Origin of the sequence: Prosthecobacter sp. (assembly GCF_029946185.1) — a bacterium.
GTDB lineage: Bacteria > Verrucomicrobiota > Verrucomicrobiia > Verrucomicrobiales > Verrucomicrobiaceae > Prosthecobacter.
The window spans coordinates 1-21,070 of the sequence record NZ_JAQSEA010000200.1; the positions used below are offsets into that span (position 1 = coordinate 1).

At 58.8% G+C, this 21,070-nt stretch carries 20 protein-coding genes; 9 read left to right on the forward strand and 11 right to left on the reverse strand.

Going from position 1 to position 21,070, the window contains the following annotated elements; all coding sequences use genetic code 11:
- From PSV43_RS17045 to PSV43_RS17060, 4 genes are all read right to left on the reverse strand, one after another.
- The coding region (locus PSV43_RS17045) for a nitrilase-related carbon-nitrogen hydrolase (RefSeq protein ID WP_300199998.1) at nt 1–459 on the reverse strand (459 nt) is incomplete at its 3' end.
- A 15-nt stretch (nt 460–474) separates the two neighbouring features.
- The gene (locus PSV43_RS17050) at nt 475–603 is read right to left on the reverse strand and encodes a FeoB-associated Cys-rich membrane protein (RefSeq protein ID WP_300200001.1); all 129 of its coding nucleotides are present in this window, start codon (nt 601–603) and stop codon (nt 475–477) included.
- Nucleotides 604–616: 13 nt separating this feature from the next.
- Nucleotides 617–2,701 carry a ferrous iron transport protein B gene (feoB, locus tag PSV43_RS17055; RefSeq protein WP_300200004.1) on the reverse strand — a complete coding sequence of 695 codons (2,085 nt, stop codon included), beginning with the start codon at nt 2,699–2,701 and terminating at the stop codon, nt 617–619.
- Entirely contained in the window at nt 2,698–2,937 is a 240-nt protein-coding gene (locus PSV43_RS17060) for a FeoA family protein (protein WP_300200006.1), read from the reverse strand. The genes feoB and PSV43_RS17060 overlap by 4 nt, the downstream gene beginning before the upstream one ends.
- A 191-nt stretch (nt 2,938–3,128) precedes the next feature.
- Between PSV43_RS17060 and argH the strand changes: the two genes are divergently transcribed.
- From argH to tatC, 3 genes are read left to right on the forward strand one after another with little or no spacing between them, the layout of a single operon-like run.
- Entirely contained in the window at nt 3,129–4,499 is a 1,371-nt protein-coding gene (gene argH, locus PSV43_RS17065; protein WP_300200009.1) for an argininosuccinate lyase, read from the forward strand.
- A gap of 5 nt (nt 4,500–4,504) precedes the next feature.
- Entirely contained in the window at nt 4,505–5,107 is a 603-nt protein-coding gene (locus PSV43_RS17070) for an NUDIX hydrolase (protein ID WP_300200012.1), read from the forward strand.
- Between the two features lie 40 nt (nt 5,108–5,147).
- The gene (tatC, locus tag PSV43_RS17075) at nt 5,148–6,287 is read left to right on the forward strand and encodes a twin-arginine translocase subunit TatC (RefSeq protein ID WP_300200015.1); all 1,140 of its coding nucleotides are present in this window, start codon (nt 5,148–5,150) and stop codon (nt 6,285–6,287) included.
- Between the two features lie 58 nt (nt 6,288–6,345).
- On the opposite strand, the gene PSV43_RS17080 is transcribed toward tatC, so the two are convergent.
- Nucleotides 6,346–7,590: a hypothetical protein gene (locus PSV43_RS17080; protein WP_300200018.1), complete on the reverse strand. Its 1,245-nt coding sequence runs from the start codon at nt 7,588–7,590 to the stop codon at nt 6,346–6,348.
- A gap of 124 nt (nt 7,591–7,714) precedes the next feature.
- Here PSV43_RS17080 and PSV43_RS17085 point away from each other — a divergent pair, with 124 nt between their 5' ends.
- From PSV43_RS17085 to PSV43_RS17110, 6 genes are all read left to right on the forward strand, one after another.
- Nucleotides 7,715–8,437 (forward strand): isoprenyl transferase, encoded by a 723-nt coding sequence (locus PSV43_RS17085; RefSeq protein WP_300200021.1) that lies wholly within the window; start codon nt 7,715–7,717, stop codon nt 8,435–8,437.
- Nucleotides 8,438–8,498: 61 nt separating this feature from the next.
- Complete coding sequence (locus PSV43_RS17090) at nt 8,499–9,977, forward strand: sigma-54 dependent transcriptional regulator (protein WP_300200024.1); 1,479 nt, start codon at nt 8,499–8,501, stop codon at nt 9,975–9,977.
- 76 nt (nt 9,978–10,053) lie between these two features.
- Nucleotides 10,054–10,758 (forward strand): DUF1080 domain-containing protein, encoded by a 705-nt coding sequence (locus PSV43_RS17095; RefSeq protein WP_300200027.1) that lies wholly within the window; start codon nt 10,054–10,056, stop codon nt 10,756–10,758.
- Between the two features lie 120 nt (nt 10,759–10,878).
- Nucleotides 10,879–12,057 carry a metabolite traffic protein EboE gene (gene eboE / locus PSV43_RS17100; RefSeq protein ID WP_300200030.1) on the forward strand — a complete coding sequence of 393 codons (1,179 nt, stop codon included), beginning with the start codon at nt 10,879–10,881 and terminating at the stop codon, nt 12,055–12,057.
- A gap of 110 nt (nt 12,058–12,167) precedes the next feature.
- Nucleotides 12,168–14,135 carry a bifunctional aldolase/short-chain dehydrogenase gene (locus PSV43_RS17105; protein ID WP_300200033.1) on the forward strand — a complete coding sequence of 656 codons (1,968 nt, stop codon included), beginning with the start codon at nt 12,168–12,170 and terminating at the stop codon, nt 14,133–14,135.
- Nucleotides 14,136–14,154: 19 nt separating this feature from the next.
- Nucleotides 14,155–14,562 (forward strand): DUF2721 domain-containing protein, encoded by a 408-nt coding sequence (locus PSV43_RS17110; protein WP_300200036.1) that lies wholly within the window; start codon nt 14,155–14,157, stop codon nt 14,560–14,562.
- Between the two features lie 13 nt (nt 14,563–14,575).
- Here PSV43_RS17110 and PSV43_RS17115 read toward each other — a convergent pair whose 3' ends face one another.
- The 6 genes from PSV43_RS17115 to PSV43_RS17140 form a co-directional block, all read right to left on the reverse strand.
- Nucleotides 14,576–16,672 carry a hypothetical protein gene (locus PSV43_RS17115; RefSeq protein ID WP_300200039.1) on the reverse strand — a complete coding sequence of 699 codons (2,097 nt, stop codon included), beginning with the start codon at nt 16,670–16,672 and terminating at the stop codon, nt 14,576–14,578.
- A gap of 248 nt (nt 16,673–16,920) precedes the next feature.
- Nucleotides 16,921–17,532: a lysophospholipid acyltransferase family protein gene (locus tag PSV43_RS17120; protein WP_300200042.1), complete on the reverse strand. Its 612-nt coding sequence runs from the start codon at nt 17,530–17,532 to the stop codon at nt 16,921–16,923.
- Nucleotides 17,533–17,544: 12 nt separating this feature from the next.
- Nucleotides 17,545–18,186, reverse strand: coding sequence for a (d)CMP kinase (gene cmk / locus PSV43_RS17125; RefSeq protein WP_300200044.1), 642 nt, complete (start codon nt 18,184–18,186; stop codon nt 17,545–17,547).
- Entirely contained in the window at nt 18,183–19,565 is a 1,383-nt protein-coding gene (aroA, locus tag PSV43_RS17130; RefSeq protein ID WP_300200047.1) for a 3-phosphoshikimate 1-carboxyvinyltransferase, read from the reverse strand. The genes cmk and aroA overlap by 4 nt, the downstream gene beginning before the upstream one ends.
- Nucleotides 19,566–19,570: 5 nt before the next feature.
- A complete protein-coding gene (locus PSV43_RS17135) occupies nt 19,571–20,434 on the reverse strand; it encodes a prephenate dehydrogenase/arogenate dehydrogenase family protein (protein ID WP_300200049.1) in 864 nt (287 codons plus the stop codon).
- 114 nt (nt 20,435–20,548) lie between these two features.
- Nucleotides 20,549–21,040 carry a hypothetical protein gene (locus PSV43_RS17140; protein ID WP_300200052.1) on the reverse strand — a complete coding sequence of 164 codons (492 nt, stop codon included), beginning with the start codon at nt 21,038–21,040 and terminating at the stop codon, nt 20,549–20,551.
- Between the last annotated feature and the right edge of the window lie 30 nt (nt 21,041–21,070).

A 21,070-nucleotide genomic window follows, 5' to 3' on the forward strand; every position in this document is an offset into this window, starting at 1 on the left:
AATCTCGATGTCGAGGCAGATCACCACCCCAAAGCGCAGCCCGGCAAACTCCCAAAGCCGCAGTTCCGTGCCCGGCGAAAATTCCGACTCCCACGGAGTCAGGTGCAGCTTGTCCTGATACAAGATTTGATCCTCAACCAGAATCGGTGCCCGGTTACGCAGTTCCTGGCGTTCCGCATCCCAGAACGGCACTGTGCCAAGTACGACCGCTTTGCCCGGACGAATCAGCAGTGATTTAAGCGCCGGCAGCAGTTCCCCCCAAAAAACCTCGGCCACCCGCTTCATTGTTGGGGGCTCGACCAGCGGCTCCAGCCCCAACCACGTGAATTCCGGCAGCAGCACAAGATCGGCCCCATTGTCCCAGGAGTCCTCCACGCAATCCACCACCACCGCAGCAAAGGCCGCAGGCGATTTGGCAGCAACTCCAGGATCGAACGTGCAGAGATCAATCGCTATCATGACGCATTGTGCGCCTCATTTCCCACAGCCGCAACTGCCACCGCAGCCCGGTTTTTTCCGGCGTTTGGCGGAACGGACGATGAAAAGCGTGATCGTGACTAGCACGACCGCGATTGCTGCAATGGATTGCCAGTCTGCGTTCATGGTGAGAAGAAGGTTAGTAGCCCAGCGCACTGCCGATCTGAAAGATCAGCAGGCTTAGTACATACGCTGTTCCAGTCATGTATCCGAGCTGAAACATCGCCCATTTCCAACTTCCCGTTTCACGCTTCACGATGGCGATGGTGCTGACGCACTGCATGGCGAAGACGTAAAACACCAGCAGGCTGATGCAGACAAGCGGCGTGTAAACCGCCCGGCCGTCTGGGCGGCGCTCGGAGGCCAGCTTGTCGCGCAGCGGCGTCAGATTGTCGTCATCTCCGCTTTCCACCGCATACACCACGCCCATCGTGGAATTAAACACCTCGCGGGCGGCAAAGCTCCCAATGAGCCCGATGCCAATCTTCCAGTCATAACCGAGTGGAGCGATGGCGGGCTCGATCAGCTTGCCTGCACGCCCCGCAAAGCTGTTTTCAAGCTGGAGTGCCTTGTCCTCCGTATCGCTCTTCGGGTAGGTCGAAGCCGCCCAGATCAAAATGGAAATGCCCATGATGATCGTCCCGGCACGCACCAAAAACATGCGCGCTCGCTGCCACACATGCAGCAGGATGCTCTTGATCGCAGGCATCTTGTAGGACGGCATTTCCAAAATCATCGGACTCGCCGCCCCCTTCATCACGCACTTGTTGAACACCCAGGCGAAGAAAAACGCACCGAACGTACCCAGCGCATACAGTCCCAGCATGATGCCCGCCTGTGTCAGCGCCCCAACCTCTCCCACCGGAAACAAGACGCCAATGAGCAGGGAATAAACCGGCAAGCGGGCCGAGCAGGAGGCCAGCGGCGCGATCAAAATGGTGATCAGCCGGTCTTTGGGACTGTCAATCGTGCGCGCCGCCATGACGCCGGGAATGGCGCAGGCATACGAACTCAGGAAAGGCAGGAACGACTTGCCGTTGAGTCCCACCTTGCTCATCGCCCAGTCCATGATGAATGCCAGGCGCGACATGTAGCCCGTGTCCTCCATGATGCCGATGAAGAAGAACAGAATGAGAATCTGCGGCAGGAAGATGACCACACCACCGACTCCCGGCACCACACCATTCACGATGAGATCACGAAAATCCCCGGCAGCCATCAGCCCCTCCACCCACGTGCCCAACTGGCCGAATCCGGCCTCGATCCAGCCCATGGGGCCTTCAGCCACCTTGAAAATAAGAAAGAACAGCAGTCCGAGCACGAGCAGCAGATTCACAAGTCCAAGGACAGGATGCAGCAGCACACGATCTATTTTCGTCGTGATGGTTTCGATCTCCTGGTCTGGCCGTTTCAAAACCTGCGCGCACAGCTCTTCGATATTGCGGTAGCGCTCCGCGACAAGTTCGTCCTCCCAACCCGGAAAGCTCGTTTCCATCCTGCTACGCAGCTCGTGAATGCGCCCGATCTGCGTATCAGCGATGCCATCGTGCGTCGGATTGTGATCAGACAGCAAATACAATGGCTCCAGCAACGAAGCGCGGCTGTGAATGGCCCCCGTCTCGCACAAAGGACCGCGACTTTGTTCCAGTGCGGCCCTCACCCCGTCCGGCAATTTCGCACTCTGCCATTTCGATGACGTGAGGTCCTCACGACTGAGCGCCAGCTTGAGCTCGATCAACCCCTGACCGGACACAGCCTGCGTTTGAATCACCACAACACCGAGCAACTCGGACAACTTGGCCGCATCAATGCGCCATTCGCGCTGCACGGCCACATCCATCATGTTCAGCACCAAAATGGTCGGCAGGCCGAGCTCAAGCACCTGGCTGACCATGTAGAGATTGCGCTCCAGATTGGCCGAATCCACCACACAGACCACCCGGTCTGGGCGCGGCGTTTCCGATCTGCGCCCCAGCAGCACGTCACGCAGCACGGCTTCGTCCGGCGAACGCGCATTCAGACTGTAAGCACCAGGCAGATCAATGAGCCTCAGTTTTTTGCCATGCTGGCTGTAACACTCACCTATTTTCTTTTCGACGGTCACCCCAGGGTAGTTCGCCACCTTTTGCTTCAGCCCGGTGAGCAGGTTGAAGAGCGTGGTTTTCCCGGAGTTCGGGTTTCCCACAATGGCGATGAGCGGCGGCTCAGACGTGGCCTGGCTCATGCGGCTGCGGGGGAGATGGCGATGAAAGCCGCCTCATGATTGCGCATGGAAAGATGGGAACCGCGCACGCAAATTTCGATGGGCTCGCCCAGCGGTGCACGGCGCGTCACCCGCACACGAGCGCCTGGGACAATCCCCATTTCACGCAGCCGTGTGAGGCCAGAGCGCCCGGTGGGCATGGCCTGGACGATGGCATCTGTGCCAACAGGGAGTTCAGCGAGGGTGGCGGCGTGCATGACAAGAAAACGGTTTTGCGATTGAGACTCTGTCGCAGACATGATACGAGATTAACAAGAACTACGATTCTGGCAAATGCGGACTTTGTGCAGATTTTGTCCAAAGGGGCTGGTTCCGACCTCTGTTCGGTCCCCCTCCACAGGGGTTGCACAGGTTCTGAAAGCCGCTAGGCTATGCGCCCTCGAAATTTATGTGGAAAGGCCGTTTTGCTCAGGAAACCAGCGCTCTCGTGCAGCGCTATGGAGAATCTGTGTCGTTTGACTGGCGTTTGTACGCCCATGACATCGCCGGTTCCATCGCTCACTCAAAAGGACTGCTCAAAGCGGACATCTTGACCGCCGAAGAGCAGCAGCAGATCGAAACAGGCCTGCTGGCGATCCGCTATGAGATCGAATCGGGGAACTTTGAGTTCAAGGAGTCACTGGAAGACGTCCACATGAACATCGAGTCAGAGCTCACCAGGCGCATCGGCCCCGCCGGCGCAAAACTCCACACCGCCCGCAGCCGGAATGACCAGGTCGCCACGGACGTGCGCCTCTACTGCCGCGCCGAAATCAATCGCATCGTCGATCTCATCAGCGCCATGCAGGCGGCTCTCGTCGAATGTGCCGAGCGCGGCGACGAAACCGTCATGCCCGGCTACACCCACCTGCAGCGCGGCCAGCCTGTCCTCTTCGCCCACCATCTGCTGGCCTATGTAGAAATGCTGGCACGCGATTTTGACCGGCTGCTGGACTGTCGCAAACGGCTCAATGTCATGCCTCTCGGCTCCGGCGCTCTGGCTGGCAGCACCATCATCATCGACCGCGATTTCGTCGCTCAGCATCTCGGCTTCACCAGTGTCACGCAGAATTCCATGGATGCCGTCAGCGACCGTGATTTCGTCGCCGAGCTGCTCTTCGCCATTTCCCTTTTGGGAGTCCATCTTTCCCGCCTGAGCGAAGACGTCATCCTCTGGGCAAGCGCCGAATTTGGCTTCGTATCCCTCAGCGATGCGCACACCACCGGCTCGTCCTTGATGCCGCAGAAGAAGAACCCCGACGTCGCCGAACTCACCCGTGGCAAATCCGCACGCTTGATCGGCAACCTCATGAGCATCCTCACCCTGCTCAAGGGCCTGCCGATGACCTACAACCGCGACTTGCAGGAGGACAAGGAGCCCCTGTTTGACTCCATCGACACCATCGACATCGCGCTGAAGGTTTTCACCGAGATGATCACCGGCATGGACGTGAACCGCGCCCAAACCACCGCCGCCGCGAGCGATCCCATGCTGCTCGCAACCGACTTGGCCGACTACCTCGTCAATCACGGCGTCCCATTCCGTCAGGCGCATGAAGTCATCGGCAAACTCGTCGCCTACTCCATTGAGCAGCAGCGCAGCTTTGGAGACATGAAGCTGGAGGAATTCCAGCGCTTCTCCCCAGCCTTCGCAGCCGATGTCACGGCCTGTTTGAACCTGGAAACCGCCATGGCCGCGCGCAAGGGCATCGGTGCGCCATCGCCGCAGAATGTGAAAGCACAGCTTGCCCGCTGGCGCAAAGCTTTGACCCCTGAGTGACCGGCATGCAGATCCCGGACTTTGAACTCTACACCCCTGGGGCCGAAGCTGGCTGGCAGAAAACCCGCAGCGAAGTGCTGTTTTCCAATCCGCATGTGGGCGTGGAAAAAGCCTGTTTCACCACGCCGAATCGCAAGTCCGAGGTCCCATGGATGGTGGTCCAGCGCAAGGCCGCCGTGGCAATCGCCCCCATCCTGGAGGATGGCCGTTTCGTCTTGGTACATCAGGAGCGCCTGCCCGTCATGCAGACCATGTGGGAATTTCCCGCCGGTCAGATCGACTCCGCAGTCACCGGTGAGTCCATCATCCACACCATTCAAAATGAACTGCGTGAGGAATGCGGCTGCGCGCTCCATCCCGATCTGGGAACCCTGAAATCTCTAGGTTGGTTTTTTCCTTCGCAAGGTTTTACCGACGAGATCGTTTATCTGTTTACGGCGAAGCCCGTGTGTGTCGTCAGCCGTCCGGAACCGGATGGAAGCGAGCACATCAGCGACGTGCGGTTTGTTAGCGCGGGACAACTGCGTGGGATGATTGCTGCCAATGCGATCACCAACGCCCTGACGCTGGCTCTCTACGCGCGGATCGCGGCCCAAGGACTGCCGTAGTCCTACGCACCCGCAACTCCCCTCCCCCCCTCTCATTCCCATGTGGTCCGGCCTGCTCCAAAAAGTATTCAAAGTTCGCGAAAAAGTCGCCATGAACCTCAGCGGCAAAGGCGACGAGGAAAAACCGTTCCTCGATCACCTCGAAGACCTGCGCAAAATGATCGTGCGCATCGTCACGACGCTGCTGGTTTCCACCATCGGCACGTTCTACTTTTACGACAAACTGTTCGAGATCATCAAGCTCCCCCTTTGGTGGACCGGCGTGGTCAAGACTGAAGCGGATGTCAAGGGCATGCTGCAGATCCTGACGCCCCAGGAAGGCTTCATGATGGTGATGAACCTGGCGCTGATCGCGGCGGTGATATTCGCCTTTCCCGTCCTGCTGTACTTTGTGCTGCAATTCATTCTTCCAGGCCTGAAACCAGCGGAGAAAAAAGCCATCTTTCCAGCCATTGGCATCGGTGCGGCACTGTTTCTCATTGGTGCCAGCTTTGCTTTCTACATCGTGCTGCCGAAGGCCTTGGAGTTCTTTTACTCCTTCAACAGCAGCCTCGGCCTGGTGAATGGCTGGCGACTCGCTGACTACGTGAAGTTTGCCACCCGTTTCATCCTGCTCTTCGGCGTCGCCTTTGAGCTTCCAGTCATTGTCATGGTCTTGGTGAAACTGGATTTCCTGAACTACAAGCTCATGAGCACGACCCGCTCCTATGCCATCATCGCCATCGCGATCTTTGCTGCGGTCGTCACACCGACTCCAGACCCCTTCACCATGCTCGTGCTGGCAGCCCCCCTGTATGTACTCTATGAGACCTGCATCTGGCTGGCCTACTTCATGGAAAAGAAGGACCGCGCCGCCTTCCCTGAATACTACGCCGACATCGACAAGGATGAGAAGGCACTGGAGCAACCAGGCCCAGATGACTGGGACAACGAGAACTACAATCCATGGTCATCCGGCGACGATGATGCCGATGACAAGGACGACTACCAGACGCCTGACGCCAAACCGTCCGCCCCGCCGCCCGACGTCGAAAATTCCGACATCGAAGACCACGGCGAGGACCAAAGCTCGCAGATGCCTGATGAAGATCCGGCAGACCAGCCACCGCGTGAAATGACACTGGAAGAACTCGCCCGCGAGGATGAAAAACGCTCCAGCGAGCCGCCAAAGGATTCATAACACCGGGCAGGCCCAGTAATTCAATATCCGGAGACACAGGTGCACAGCCTGTGTCTCTTCAGCGTTCAGGGGCACCTTCACAATCGATGATAAGCAGACAAGGTGCGGACGACTCAATGTCGAGCCTGCGCACCAGCAGGCGTGCGAGATATGACGTCCCCCATTCGCTCTCACGATCCATGAAGCGCCCCAGAGGAGTGTCACGCTCGACACACGCCACGAAATGCGGCTCGCTGCTAGCCGATACCTGCACATCGAAGGTGATGTATTTCGGCCGCAGCTCCGCTGCAATATCCAGCCCATGGCTGGGCCGCAGGCCGACGTGAAACCACGCCGCCTCTCCCGCCGGTTTTTTAATGAAGGCAGCCAGCGCCGCAGAATGCGTTTCATTCAACAGCGGCCAACTGATGCGGCGCTTGCCGTCGGCACCCGGCTCAAGACGAATCAGCGCGCCATTGGCACATTCCGCAGTTACCAGCTTGAACAGTGGCACCGGCAGGCCGCCCGGCAGCGTCTGCGGCATCCCGGGGATGCGCGCGAACTGCCGCAGTTCAATTTTTTCGCCGCCCCCCCCCGCGCCAAACTGCGCCTCGATTTCGGCACTGTATTTTGCGGCATCATGGATGCATGCAGCCCGGCGTTCAGCGGTTTCAGCAGCAAACAATTCCGTGACCAATGCTTTCGCGTCTGTTGCAAAAGCCCCGACATCCGGGTCCGGCATCAAAGCACGGGCGATCTGCACTTTCGGCGCAACCGGCTCAATTGGCACCACTTTCTTGACGGGAGGAGGCACCGCGACCCCCGGTTTGACCTTGGGGGCGTTGACGCTGTCCCACCACAGCCACAGCGCGCCTCCGCATACGGCCGTAAAGGCCAGCAGGATGAACCCGCTGCGCCAAGGTGACCTACGCAGATGCGGCGAGGTCTTGAATTCCTCCGGCGGCGGCGCCCCCGTCGGCACCAGCGCCTGTGAATGCTGCAACGTCTGCCGTGCCGTGAAGTTCGCGGGGGCTTGGATCTGCGGCGGCAGGCCCGGCCAGGCTGCCGGTTGAGAAATGGCGTGTCTGTTCTGCGGGGGCGGCTGCATTGCGGGCATCGGCACACTTGGCAACGGCTGAGTCTGGGAAACACGCCTCCGCACCTGTGCCACGCCTGCCACCTGGGCATGCGTTCCGAAGTAGCCGCGCAGCGCATTGTGCGCGCAGTGCGGGCACTGCACCATGCCCTCCATGCTTTGCTGCATGGAGAGAAATGTCTGCCCGCAGGCCGGGCAGATCAGACTGGCGGTGGTGCCGGAATTCATCGGTCGAAAACTTACCTCATGCGCAGCTTCTTGCGCGAGCTGATTGCAGCAATCCGCCCCATGAGAGGCACGCACGCAGAACTTTCTGGCGCAGAGAGCGGCATGCGGTAGATTTTCCGTTCGCATGAGTCGCCCTAATGATGATTTGAAACCCATACCCCGCCATATCGCCATGATCATGGACGGCAACGGTCGTTGGGCAAAAGAGCGCGGCCTGCCGCGCACCGAGGGGCATCGTGCCGGCGCGGAAACCGTTCGTCGCGTGGTGGAAGGCTGCAGCGAGATCGGCGTCGAATTTCTCACGCTCTACGCCTTTTCTTCTGAAAACTGGAAGCGCCCGAAACGCGAAGTCGAGGCGCTGATGAAGCTGCTGGAGATCTTTTTGCGCGGCGAACTGCCGCTGATGATCAAACAAAATGTCCGTTTGCAGGCCATCGGCCGCCTGCATGACCTTCCTCAGTCCTGCCAAAACGAGCTCCATCGCTGCATCGAAGCAACTGCTCAAAACACCGGGCTCACGCTGATTCTGGCTCTCAGCTACGGTGGCCGGGAGGAAATCATCGACGGCGTGAAAAGCCTGCTGCAGAGCGTGGAGAGCGGCCACCTCGACAAGGCCATGATTGATGTCGAAATGTTCGGCAAACATCTTTACACCCGCTACTATCCAGATCCTGACCTCCTGATCCGCACCTCGGGCGAAATGCGGCTGTCGAATTTCCTGCTCTGGCAGGTCAGCTACACCGAATTTTACATCACTGAAAAGCTCTGGCCAGACTTCTCCAAGGAAGACCTGAAAATCGCCATCCGCGCCTTTCACCAGCGCCACCGCCGCTTCGGCGGCGTATGACGAATGTTGACCTCCCCACCTATTGCTGCGATAACGCAGCTCCAATCAAAACAACGCTCTAATGCTAGATAACCCGGACACCCACCTCATCATCGTGGATCCCGATGCCGACTTCCTCGCATGGGCTGCCGCCCACCTGAAAGCACCGGGCGTTTCCATCAGCACCTTTGAGCGGGGCGAAGACGCCCTGGCCTCATACGTCAAGAAGCGGGCCGACCTGCTCCTGTCTGAGGTCCGACTCAACGGCACCACAGGCATCGAACTGCTCAAGCGCCTGCGCCAGACCGACCCGCAGTCGATGGTCATCCTCTTCAGCGGCACGGCCACCACCAGCCACGTCATTGAAGCCATGCGCCTCGGTGCCTACGATGTGCTGGGCAAGGAACGCCTGCCCTACGAACTGCGCACCGTGGTCGAAAGTGCGCTCACCTCCATCGAAGCACGCAAGGCCACCCGCGCACAAACCGCCGAGATTCCCACCGAATCGATTCAGGAGACCATCATCGGCCGCTCCGGGCCCATGCAGGAAGTGTTCAAGCTCATCGGCCGCGTCTCCCGCTCAGACGCCCCCGTCATGATCACCGGTGAAAGCGGCTGCGGCAAAGAACTCGTCGCCGGCGCCATTCACAAGTTCAGCCCCCGCGCGCAAAAGGAATTCGTCGCCATCAACGTCACGGCCATTCCCGACAACCTTCTCGAAAGCGAGATCTTCGGCCATGAAAAAGGCTCCTTCACCGGCGCAGTGAACCAGCGTGTCGGACGTTTCGAACAGTGCGACGGCGGCACGCTTTTCCTCGATGAAATCGGCGACATGCCACTCGCCGTACAGAGCAAGCTGCTGCGCGTGCTGCAGGAAGGCCAGTACTCACGCGTCGGCAGCAACCAGACGCTCAAGACCGACGTGCGCGTCCTCGCCGCCACCAACAAAAACCTCGAAGATGAAGTCGCGAAGGGCAATTTCCGCGAGGATTTGTTCTACCGCCTCAACGTCGTGCGCATCCACATTCCGCCTCTCCGTGAGCGCCGCGAAGACGTACGCCTGCTGGCCGAATTCTTCCTCCACCGCCTCTCGGCACGCCGCCGCGGACCGCAGATGCGCTTCACCGATGATGCACTCGACATGCTCGACGCCTACGACTGGCCCGGCAACGTGCGCGAACTGGAAAACACCATTCAGCGCGCCTGCGCCCTGTGCAATTCCGACGTACTGCTGCCCTCCGACATTCCGCTCGGCAGCAAAGGTGCCCGCCACATAGACCCTTCGAGCACCGTCACCCGTATGCGTGATGCCTTGAGCATGCTCGTCAGTGTGGCAGAAAAAACTCCTGACATTGAGCTGCTTCCCTGGGTGGAACGCGAGCTTTCCCGTCTGGCTTACCGCCATTTCAGTGAAGATACCGACCGCACCGCCAAATTTCTCGGCATCAACAGCACGACACTCGAAACTCACCTCAGCGCTACCACCGTCAAAAAAGGTGCCATTGAAAGCCCCGCAATCCCAGCCGCCCTTGTCTTGAAAAAGGCCAAGAAAGCCAGTTGAAGGCAGTTCCTTAAATCCGGCCATTTCAGCCGCTTTCGTTAAACTCTCAACAGACACACCGTACACTTTTCCCTCCATGCTCAAACAACTCACACTCACCGCCCTCGCAGCGCTCGCAGCGCTCGCATTCACTTCCGTCCAAGCCGCCGACGACGGCTGGAAGTCCCTCTTCAATGGCAAGGACCTCTCCGGCTGGAAGTCCAACGAAGAAGTCCCCGGCGTTTTCACCGTCGAAAACGGCGAACTCAAAGTCAGCGGCGGCCGCGCCCACCTGTTCTACGTCGGCGAAAATGGCGAAGCCAAATTCCAGAGCTTCGAACTGAAAATGAAAGTCAAGACCACCCCCGGCGCCAACAGCGGCGTGTACGTCCACACCAAGTATCAGGACAAAGGCTGGCCAGATGCTGGCTACGAGTGCCAGGTCAACAGCACCCATAGCGACCCCAAGAAAACCGGCAGCCTCTACGGTGTCATCAACATCCTCGCCCTCCTCGACGGTCAAAAAGAACCCCAGGGTGGCAAGCACATCAAAGTCCCCCTCGCTCCAAGCACGGATGGCGAATGGTTTGACTACACCATCAAAGTCGAAGGCAAGCACATCACCCTCGCCGTCAACGGCAAGACCACCGTCGATTTCATCGAACCCGAAGGCTGGGATCCCGTCAAGGAACTGAAAAACATGCCAGGCCGCAAGCTCAGCGAAGGCACCTTTGCCATCCAAGGCCACGACCCGAAAAGCACCACCTACTACAAGGACATCTTCGTCAAAGTGATTCCTTGATCTGAAAATCACCAGATTTTGCAACCAGCGGGCGTCTTCATCAGACACCCGCTTTTTTTGTACACCGTTGTAATACCACGATTCATTTGACGTCGTGCTTTGCCCTCAGCACTGAGAACCATGCTCCTCAACCACGGCATCCATCTCGGCTACTGCACCAACATCCACCGCGGCGAAACGTGGGAGGAAACTTGGAACGGCCTCAAAAATTACACGCTGAGGGTGAAGGATCGCGTCAGCGGCGGCACGCCCTACGGCATCGGCCTGCGCCTCAGCCAGCAGGCCGCCGTGGAACTCAGCGCCCCAGGCAAAATCGCCGAGTTCAAAGCCTGGCTTGAGGCCAATGGTTGCTACGTCTTCACCATCAACGGCTTCCCCTACGGCTCCTTCCACGGCACCCGCGTCAAGGAGCAGGTCTTCCTGCCCGACTGGACCTCCCCGGACCGCCTCGCCTACACCAATCTGCTCTTCGACATCCTCGCGCAACTGCTTCCCCCCGGCGTGAGCGGCAGCGTCAGCACCCTGCCCGGCTCCCACAAGACCTTCAGCGTGGGTGCGGATGAATTGCAGGCCATCTTCACCAACCTCCGTCTTTGCCGCGAGCACATCGAAGACGTCGCCACCAAGAGCGGCCACGACTTGCATCTTGGCCTGGAACCCGAGCCCCTTGGCTTGTTTGAGACCAGCGGCGAAACACTCAAATTTTTCGGCCTCTATCTCGACCGCAATCCACACGATCACGACTTTTTCAAATTCGTCGGCCTGAACTACGACACCTGCCATCTCGCCATCGAGTTCGAAGACGCGCGCACCGCGCTGACCCGCATTGCTGCCTCCGGCATTCGCATCAGCAAACTGCATTTCAGTTCCGCGCTCAAGCTCAAGCCCACCCCGGAAAATGTCGCCAAGTTGCACGCCTTTGACGAGCCTGTGTATTTCCATCAGGTCATTGCCAGCTATGGCAAGGATGAGCCACTGCGCCGTTTCAAGGATCTGCCCGATGCCCTGCAATTCGCGCAAACAAATCCCACCAGCCTCGGCGAAGAATGGCGCGTCCATTTCCACATCCCCATCCACGCCCAGCCCGGCGGAGGCTTCGACAGCACTCGGGATCATTTGATCGACACGATGGGCTGGCTGTCTAGAAACCCCACCAAATGCCAGCACATCGAGATGGAAACCTACACCTGGGAAGTCCTGCCGCAGGAAATGCGCAGTGGCGATGTGGTGGATCAGCTGGTGAAAGAGTATGAGTGGACGTTAGGGGAAATGAGGAGTCGAGACCTGGCGGCCAAGTAGTCAAAACGGGTCAAGGAGGTCAAGTGTTGGGCAGCGGCCTTTCTTGCCCCCCTTGACCTCTTGACACAGCCCCCACATTCCCCCAAGTCTGGCGTTCTCCTTTCCCACTCATGCAATCCCTCTGGAACGACCAAGAAGCCGCCACTTTCGGCACCGATCTGCTCGGACAACGCGTTTACACCTCCCGCCTCCTCGGCCGCAACCCCGCCCTCGTCCTGCACGGCGGCGGCAACACCTCAGTCAAAGTCACAGAGCAGGACTTTTTCGGTGATCCCGTCAATCTCTGCTACGTCAAAGGCAGCGGCTGGGATCTGGCCACCATCGAGCGCGCAGGATTCTCCCCCGTCCGCATGGAGGCACTGATCAAGATGTCCAAGCTCGCCACCATGAGCGATGAAGACATGGTCCTGCAGCAGCGCGCCGCCATGACCAACCCGAACGCCCCTGCCGCAAGCATCGAGGCGATCCTGCACGCCATCCTGCCGTTCAAATTCGTCGATCACAGCCACGCGAACGCCATTTCCGCACTCACCTGCAACGCCGACGGCGAAGCCCGCGTGAAGGAAATTTACGGCAAGCGCGTCATCATCGTCCCTTACGTGATGCCCGGCTTCGTTCTGGCCAAAACCATCGCCGACCTCATCTCAGGCCGTGATCTGCGTCAGGAAGGCATTCAGGCCATGGTCCTGCTCAAGCACGGCCTCTTCACCTTCGATGACGATGCCCGCAAGAGCTACGAACTCCACATCGAGATGGTCACCATGGCGGAAGACTACCTCGCCAAGAAAGGTGCCACATCGGCGACCGCTCCAGCGACTGAAGACCTCATGGCCTTGGCGAAACTCCGTCAGGCCGTCTCCAAGCGTCGTGGCTTCCCACAGATCGCCCGCCTCAATGCTTCCCCGGAAGCTGTGGGTTACGCCAACCTCGCCAACGTGGCCGATTTCGGCACCCGTGGCCCCCTGACCCCCGATCACAGCATCCGCACCAAGCGCTCCCCCGCCTTCATCGGCGCTGACCTCGATGCCAGCGTCCAGCAGTACGCAGACGACTACGCCGCTTACTTCAATCGCCATGCCAACGGCCAGACGGTGCTTGATGCAGCACCACGCTTCGCCATCTGGCCGAACCAAGGCGTCGTGAGCTTTGGTGACACACTGAAAGACGCCAAGATCGTCGCCGACATCGCTGAATCCACCGCTGCAACCGTGCAGCTCGGCGAATCCGTCGGCGGCTGGCAGCCCCTGCCAGAGAAGGACATCTTCGAAATCGAATACTGGGATCTGGAGCAGGCCAAGCTGCGCAAAGGCCCGGCACGCAAAGTGCATCAGGGCAAAATCGCCCTCGTCACCGGCTGCGCGGCAGGCATTGGCTTCGCCATCGCCGAGTCACTTGCCGAACAAGGCGCGCAGGTCGTCGGGCTCGACATCGACAAAGACATCCCCGAGATCATGAAGAAGATCGGCGGCATCGGCATCGTGGTGAATCTCACCGAAGACAAACCCGTGCAGGACGCCATTGATTTCACCGTGCGTGAATTCGGCGGTATCGACATCGTCGTCAGCAACGCCGGCATCTTCCCCAAGAACGATTATCTCGACGCCATGGCGCAGGGCGACTGGGACCGCACCATCATGATCAACCTCACCAGCCATCAGAAGCTGATGAACAAGGTCATCCCGTTTGTGAAGCAAGGCATCGATGCCAGCATCATCTTCGTCGGCAGCCGCAACTTCAAAGCCCCAGGCCCTGGAGCTTCCGCCTACTCCTGCTCCAAAGCAGCCCTCACGCAGCTCTGCCGCGTCGCCGCCCTCGAACTCGCGCCAAACAAAATTCGCGTCAACATCGTCCACCCCGACGCCGTGTTCGACACCAAGCTCTGGACCCCCGAAGCCCTGCAAAAGAGCGCCACCCGCTACGGCATGAGCATTGAGGAGTACAAGACCAAGAACCTCATGAAGGTGGAGATCAAATCCAAGGACATCGGCAACATGGTCAGCGCCATGGCCTCCCCCCTATTCGCCAAAGTCACCGGCGCTCAAATCCCCGTAGACGGCGGCAACGACCGCGTGATTTGATCTTGGAAAGGGGCGGGCCATGACATTACCAGAACTCCCCCTCTCCACCCCATCACTGCTCTTCCCAGCGATCTCGCTGCTGATGCTGGCCTTCACCAACCGCTTCCTCGGACTGGCAGCCGTCGTGCGCGGGCTGCATGCAAACTGGCGGACCACCCAGGAGCCGATGCTGCTTCCGCAGATTCAGAGCCTGCGGAAGCGCATTCAAATCATCAAGCACATGCAGACCATGGGCGTACTGAGCCTGATGTTCTGCGTGGTCAGCACGACTCTTCTCTTCTTTGACCGGCAGGCGGCCGGACAGATCACGTTCGGCATAAGCCTGCTCCTCATGCTGGCGTCATTGACACTGTCTCTGGTGGAAATCCAGATGTCCGGCACGGCGCTGGATCTACAACTGCGAGACGTGAAGTGCCGGGAGCAGTGAGCCAGGCATTCGCCTAGCTCACGTCTTTGATGATTCGGCGTAGCAAGGGGAATAGAGCATCCTCGCATTCCTTGCGCTTGAAGCGCAACTGGCGCTTCACCAGCGGATTGCCAAACATTCGGTGGCTGTCCTGCACACGTCCTTCCAGAATATCCAGCCACGTCGCGTTTGACGCATCCAATGCAGCCGCAAGGCTTTGATCCAGCACCGGCATGCGCAGCACCAAGTCCTGCGGGCGGATGATTTCATCCAGCAGTTCAGAAGAAACCGGGCCGTCTTTCAGACTGACGACCACAATGGAGGGGGCATCGCCGAAGATAGCCGAGCGCCACTGCTTGATGGCAGGCAGGGTGGCGGCCTTCGCTGTCACGGGGTGAATAGGCAGCCAGTGCAGACCGTCATCGTCGCGCAGACTCTGGATGATTTCAGGATTCAGGTCACGCCCCAGGATGTCCTGGCAGCTCGCTGGCAGGTCGGCGAGAACAAGCTTCCCCTCCATCGCCGTTTCCACAATGCGGCGCATGGAATCGACGTTGTCGATGGGCATCGACTCGATCTTGTCGGGCGAAATCTTCTGGAAATCACGATTTCCCAAAGCATCGCAGTCGAACATGGCCACATCATCACGTGTCTCAAAGTTGGCGAGCTCATAGATGAGGCGGGCGATCGTACTTTTGCCTGTGCCACCGCTACCAGCGGTGATAAGAATCATCTTCATAGGGTGTTGCGGTAGCTTATCGATTGAGGTGTTAAAAGGAAAAATCGAAGGTGCTTCCACACTTTCTTCCGCCGCAGGAGAGCCTGGCTCCCGGGAAGGTGGTGACAACACCACGGCACGCGCTGACGTCTGCGGAACAGTGGGCCGGCCCACGCGGTGAACTGCATTCCCCAAATAACAGAAGAATTGCCCCGGCAGTTCCCGACTGCCGATAGCTTCCATATTGTAGCCGGATAAACTGAACGTACCATCCTGCAAAGTCTGCCAAAGGCGGCTGAGCTGTTCATCGATGTCACCACGTAAATCCGAAAAGGGCACCCCGGGTTCCATAGCTTCGCGAATGACCACCGGAGACCGTCCCAAAGACAAGCAGTCAGCAGCAGATTCCAAGGCAACCGTGAACTCAGCGAGACTGTCGAGGCGAATGTCCAGCACCTTGGAATCATTCGCACTTTCCCGCAATCCAGGAAGGCGCAGCAGGATATGCTCTGGATCCAGCGCCAGCCCCAGTACCGGCACGGCCACCGCCTGCTCGCGCAAGCGACTGTGCAACATCAACACTTCGATCTCAGTCAGGCGATTCCGATGCGCAAGCAGACGGGAAAGGCGGACAGAAACAACAGGCATCCTCGATCCCTCGCTCCTCCCATAAACATGCGGAACGGACCTCGGGAATGGCAGCAGTGGATGCCATCGCTCATTGGCGAAAAGCTGCGACATCATATTTGAGCCGCGCAGGCCGCGAGTCACTGCGGCGGTCGCCATCAGCATCAGCCCTTTGATCTGCCCCAGTGTCAGAAGCGTGCTTCCCGCAGCCTGCCACTCCCGCAGATGCGTCAGCAGTGAAGAAGGCACTTTGGCCGCCACGGAGGCGCTGATGGGCTCGGTCGGATGCCCCTTGATCAGCATCGCGCAGACCTGCATCACTCGCGAAGCAATCTCCTCACGCCCCAGCGGCCGCGTCTGAAAACGGTCCACAAACAACTGCAAAAAATCCTGCTGCCACAAGCCCATCCGGCAGCTCAAGGGATCCACAAATGCAACCGCCTCAGGCAGGAAGGACTCCAGCGCCTCGAGTTCCGCCGCCAGCCGCCACACCAACACACACGCGATGCCTATCGGCAGCGGTCCTACTCGGCTGCAGTACTGCTTCAATGCCTCTCCCGGCGCAGATCCCAGCATGATGTTTGTCTGCGTTCCCTCATTGAGAATGTCCAGCACACGAGGAAGCGAAGGAAAATACGCTCCCAGCATGGATGAAAGCCAGACCGTTTCCGCCCGCAGGAACGACTGCCTTACAAGCCATGGACCACCCGCCGGGCTGAATTCTTCATACCCATGTTGTGTGCTTGGTGATGTTTGTGGCGACTTGATCGGAAAAGCGGTTTTCACGATCAAGGATCGGAGCGGGGACATTAAGAAGGACGAAAGTGGATTGAGAAAGCTCTGAGCAGACGCTGTTCCTATTACACGAATAAGATTAAATAGAAGAAGATAGTTCTGTAACAATTTTACGCGAAAATATTGAAAACCTCCGCATTATTACACAACTTTTCATCCACCTGCTTCTTAATGCCGCAGAGATTCAACTTCCCGCATTTCAAATGCGAGTGTTTCCAGTCAGACGCGCACGGTCCAAATCACACTCTCAGCTCCGAGATGCGGTGCATGACTTCGTTCGCAAGAACCTGATAGAGTTCTTTGCCCGTTTCAGAATAGCTTTTCAAATCAGGCTGCCACAGATCACCCACAACGAGGGTAATCCGCGCAGGGCGTAGCGTCTTGGCACCACGCGGGTAGGCCTCATAGGCACCGAATAGGCGGACCGGCAGCACCGGAGCCTTGCCCTTGGCGATGAAGAGGCCAACACCCGCTTCGGCTGACTGTGGCAATCCATCGAAACTGCGCGTGCCTTCAGGAAACATGACCACCTTCTTGCCATCCCGAAGCAGACGAATGGTGGTCTTCAAAGCTGCCGGATCTGGCTTGTCCAGATCAACAGCCAGGACTTGCCAGCTACGCAGAATCATCCCCGCAACAGGATGGTCGAAGAGTGTTTTGCGGGCGAACGAATGCACGACCGAATCAAATGCAGCGCCAATCAGCGGAGGGTCGAGAAAGCTGACATGGTTGCTGGCAATGATGGCGGGACCGGAGAACTGCAGTTTTTCCGCACCCACCACCCGGTAATCAAACAATCCACGGGCAAGTTCGCCAAAGAGACGATGTCCGAGCCAGTAGGAAAAGTTCATTGCTGTTTGCCTTTAAGTCAGTTGGAGCGTCGCGATCACCTGATCAACGGCCTGGTCGAGGGTGATGTGCGAATTGTCGATGACGATCGCCCCACGCGGAATGACCAGCGGACTGTTTTTGCGCTGTTTGTCAATGCGATCTCGTTCGGCAATCTGGTCCGAAAGCCCCTGCGCGCCACGCCGGCTGGCGCGCACCTCCTCAGTGGCATCGACGTAGATTTTGTGCGGACTGTCAGGAAAAACCACCGAGCCAATGTCACGCCCTTCCATCACCAGCGGTCCGATGGTGGCCAGTGCCCGCTGATCCGCCACGAGGCGGTCGCGAACTTCAGCGACGCGCGCAATGAATGAAACCGCCCGGTTGACGGGATCACTGTTAAGCTCGGCATCCGTGAGCGGCCGCCCGGAAACGCAAACCTGCGTTTTCCCCTCAATGACGGGTGATTCGATGACAATATCAGCCGCAGCGGCACGCACGGCGTCTGCATCCTGCGGATCCACCCCTGCCTGCAGCACCGCCCAGGTCATGGCGCGGTACATGTTGCCCGTGTTGACGTAAGTGCGGCCCAGCCTCTGCGCGACAAGACGCGCGATACTGCTTTTGCCTGAGGCCGCAGGTCCATCAATCGTGATCACAGAATGTGCCGCACTCATGATTTGTCACGATTCATTTTATCCACCAGCGGCTGCGGCACGGCGGACATGACAGGAATCGGACGTGCCCCACCGTCCCCATTCAGGAACAGGTCCAGATGGCGCTCAAAGCCAGGATAAGAGGTGGAGATGCACTCAGAGCCCTCAAGTGTGGTGACACCTTCGGCAAACATCCCAGCAACGAGGAAGGCCATCGCAATGCGGTGGTCGCCATAACAAGCCAGCGTAGCCCCATGCAGCTTGGCTCCGCCTTCGATCTCCATGCCGTCTGGATGTTCGGTGACGGTAACACCCATCAGGCGCAGATTGGAAGCGACGGCAGCGATGCGGTCGGTTTCCTTCACCCGCAGTTCAGAAGCGTCACGGATCAATGTCTTGCCACGGGCCAGCGCCGCAGCAACCGCCAGAATGGGCAGCTCGTCGATGACATTGGGAATCTCAGCCCCACCGATGACCGTAGCGTTCAGATCACCACCGCGAACGGTGATGTTGCCACGAGGTTCACCGTCGGAGTGCGTCTCTGAACTCGTCACCAGCGCACCCATGCGCAGGAGAACGTTGATGACGCCCGTGCGGGTAGGATTCAGCCCGACATTGTTGAGGGTGATCTGCGCCCCCGGTGTGGCGGCGGCGGCGACCATCCAAAAGGCTGCACTGGAAATGTCTCCAGGCACCACGATGTCATTGGCTTGCGGTTCCTGCCCGCCATAAACACTGACGCAGTCGTCTTCCCTGAGCCATTTGATGCCAAAGTGCGTGAAGAGACGCTCGGTGTGGTTGCGAGTGGCCACCGGCTCCACCACCGTCGTCTTGCCCGTAGCAAAGAGTCCGGCCAGCAGAATGGCGCTTTTCACCTGGGCACTTGCCACAGGCAGCTTGTAGTAGATCGATTTCAAGGGAGCCCCCTGAATGGTGAGAGGAGCACAGATTTTCTCCCCCTGACCGGTGATCTTCGCGCCCATCTCGCCGAGAGGATCAGCAACACGCTTCATCGGACGCTTCGAGAGCGATGCATCACCAAACAGCTCGGTTTTGAAGTCCTGCCCGGCGAGGATGCCGGAAATCAGACGAATCGTGGTGCCGGAGTTGCCACAATCGACGGGCTTGTCCGGCGCTTTCAGTTTCATGCCGTTGCCGGTGATCGCCAGTTTGACGAGACCGACGCCTTCGATCTCCTCCAGCGGCTCCATGGTTGCCCCGAGGGCCTGCATGGCATGCACGGTGCAGAGGCAGTCTTCGCTGGGCAGAAAACCATCAATGATGGTCGTGCCCTTCGCGAGTCCGGCAAACATCGCGGAACGGTGGGAAATGCTTTTATCACCGGGGACGGTGATTTCGGCGGGAATGTTTTTGAGTTTCTTCGACGTGAGGCTGGCCATGATCTTCAGACCGCCGGTAGGAGGTCGCGCAGGGCTTTGGCCTGGGCGAGAAAACGGCGGAGGGCTACTTCGTCCATGGTCTGGAGCATTTCAAGAAGCTCTCGCATGACAGAAGAAGCATCTTCCAGGGCCGCCATCACTTCCATGCGGTTTTGCAGGAGAATCCCCGCCCACATCTCGGGATCGCCGCCGGCGACACGAGTAGTGTCACGAAAGCCTCCTGCAGAGCTGTCCAGCACCCGCGCATCCTCGCTCAGGGCCGCCAGAGTCGTCAGCACAGCCATCGTATGCGGCAGGTGTGAAATGCGCGCCACACAGTGGTCATGCTGCTGCGGCGTCATCTCCTGCATACGGCAGCCGAGTTTGAGCCAAAAAGTGCGCATTCTGCCCAGATGCTCTGGCTTGGTATGCGCGGTCGGCGTCAGTATGCAGGCAGCCTGATGAAACAGATCTCCCGTTGCGTGTGCCAAGCCTGTACGCTGGGAACCAGCCATGGGGTGGCTGCCCAGAAAGCTCGCTTTGGTCGGCATGAAGATGGCCTCCAGTTCACCCACCACCCCGCCTTTCACGCTGCCGACGTCAGTCACGATCAAGTCATCCGACAAATCGCAGGCGGCGATCTGCTGCGCGATGCCCGCCATATACTGAATCGGCATGCACAAAACTGCCAGAGAAGCCCCCACCATGACCTCCGAGATCTCAGTGCTCGCGATGACCCCTGGAAGCACTCTCCTGACCTCGTCCACGGCCTCCTCACGTCGGGCCCACACACGCACCGCCAGGCCTGGCATGCGTTGCTGGATCGTTTTGGCCAGTGATCCGCCAAGCAGGCCGGGACTGAAGATGGCAATGGAACGTTCGACGGACACGAAATGAAAGAAAACTGACAAATCCGAAAGGCGGCAGACTCGGCTCAAGAAATCCTTAGCCGACCAACACGACACGCAATCCATCAGCTGGATCGGGGCAAACAGCTCAGCAGCTCACGGCACACGGAAAATTTTGCCCGTATAAGGACAGCGTGCCTTTTGACCAGACTGGAAGTCACGCACATCAATCGCCTGCCCATTCGGATCAAACGGACTCTTCACAAAGCCCGGCTTGCCACTGATCCGGGTCGCGTAAGGGATATCAGCAGGAGTTGGCGCGGCAGGGGGCGTCATGCTGCCAGGAGGCGTGATTGAAACAGGTGGCGGGGCCGTCGTGCTTTCTGTCGCTGGTGGAGCCGTGACATTGTCACCTGTCACAGGCGCGTTGGGGTCGGGTTGCTGAACCGCCGCTGCATTGGGATTGGAAAGATCCACCCCGTCAAAATACTGCGTCTGCTCCTGGGGCACACCATAGCGCGGAGGCACATCCAACGACCGCCCACGCCCGCGTGGCCCATCACGTGGCGGCGGCATATTAGGGCCCAAGCATGCGCTAAAGCTCGTGGCGGTCACAATCAGCAAGAATGCCTGCAGGAATCGTTTCATGGCGTGTTTGATTGAAAAAGAAAGTAAAGG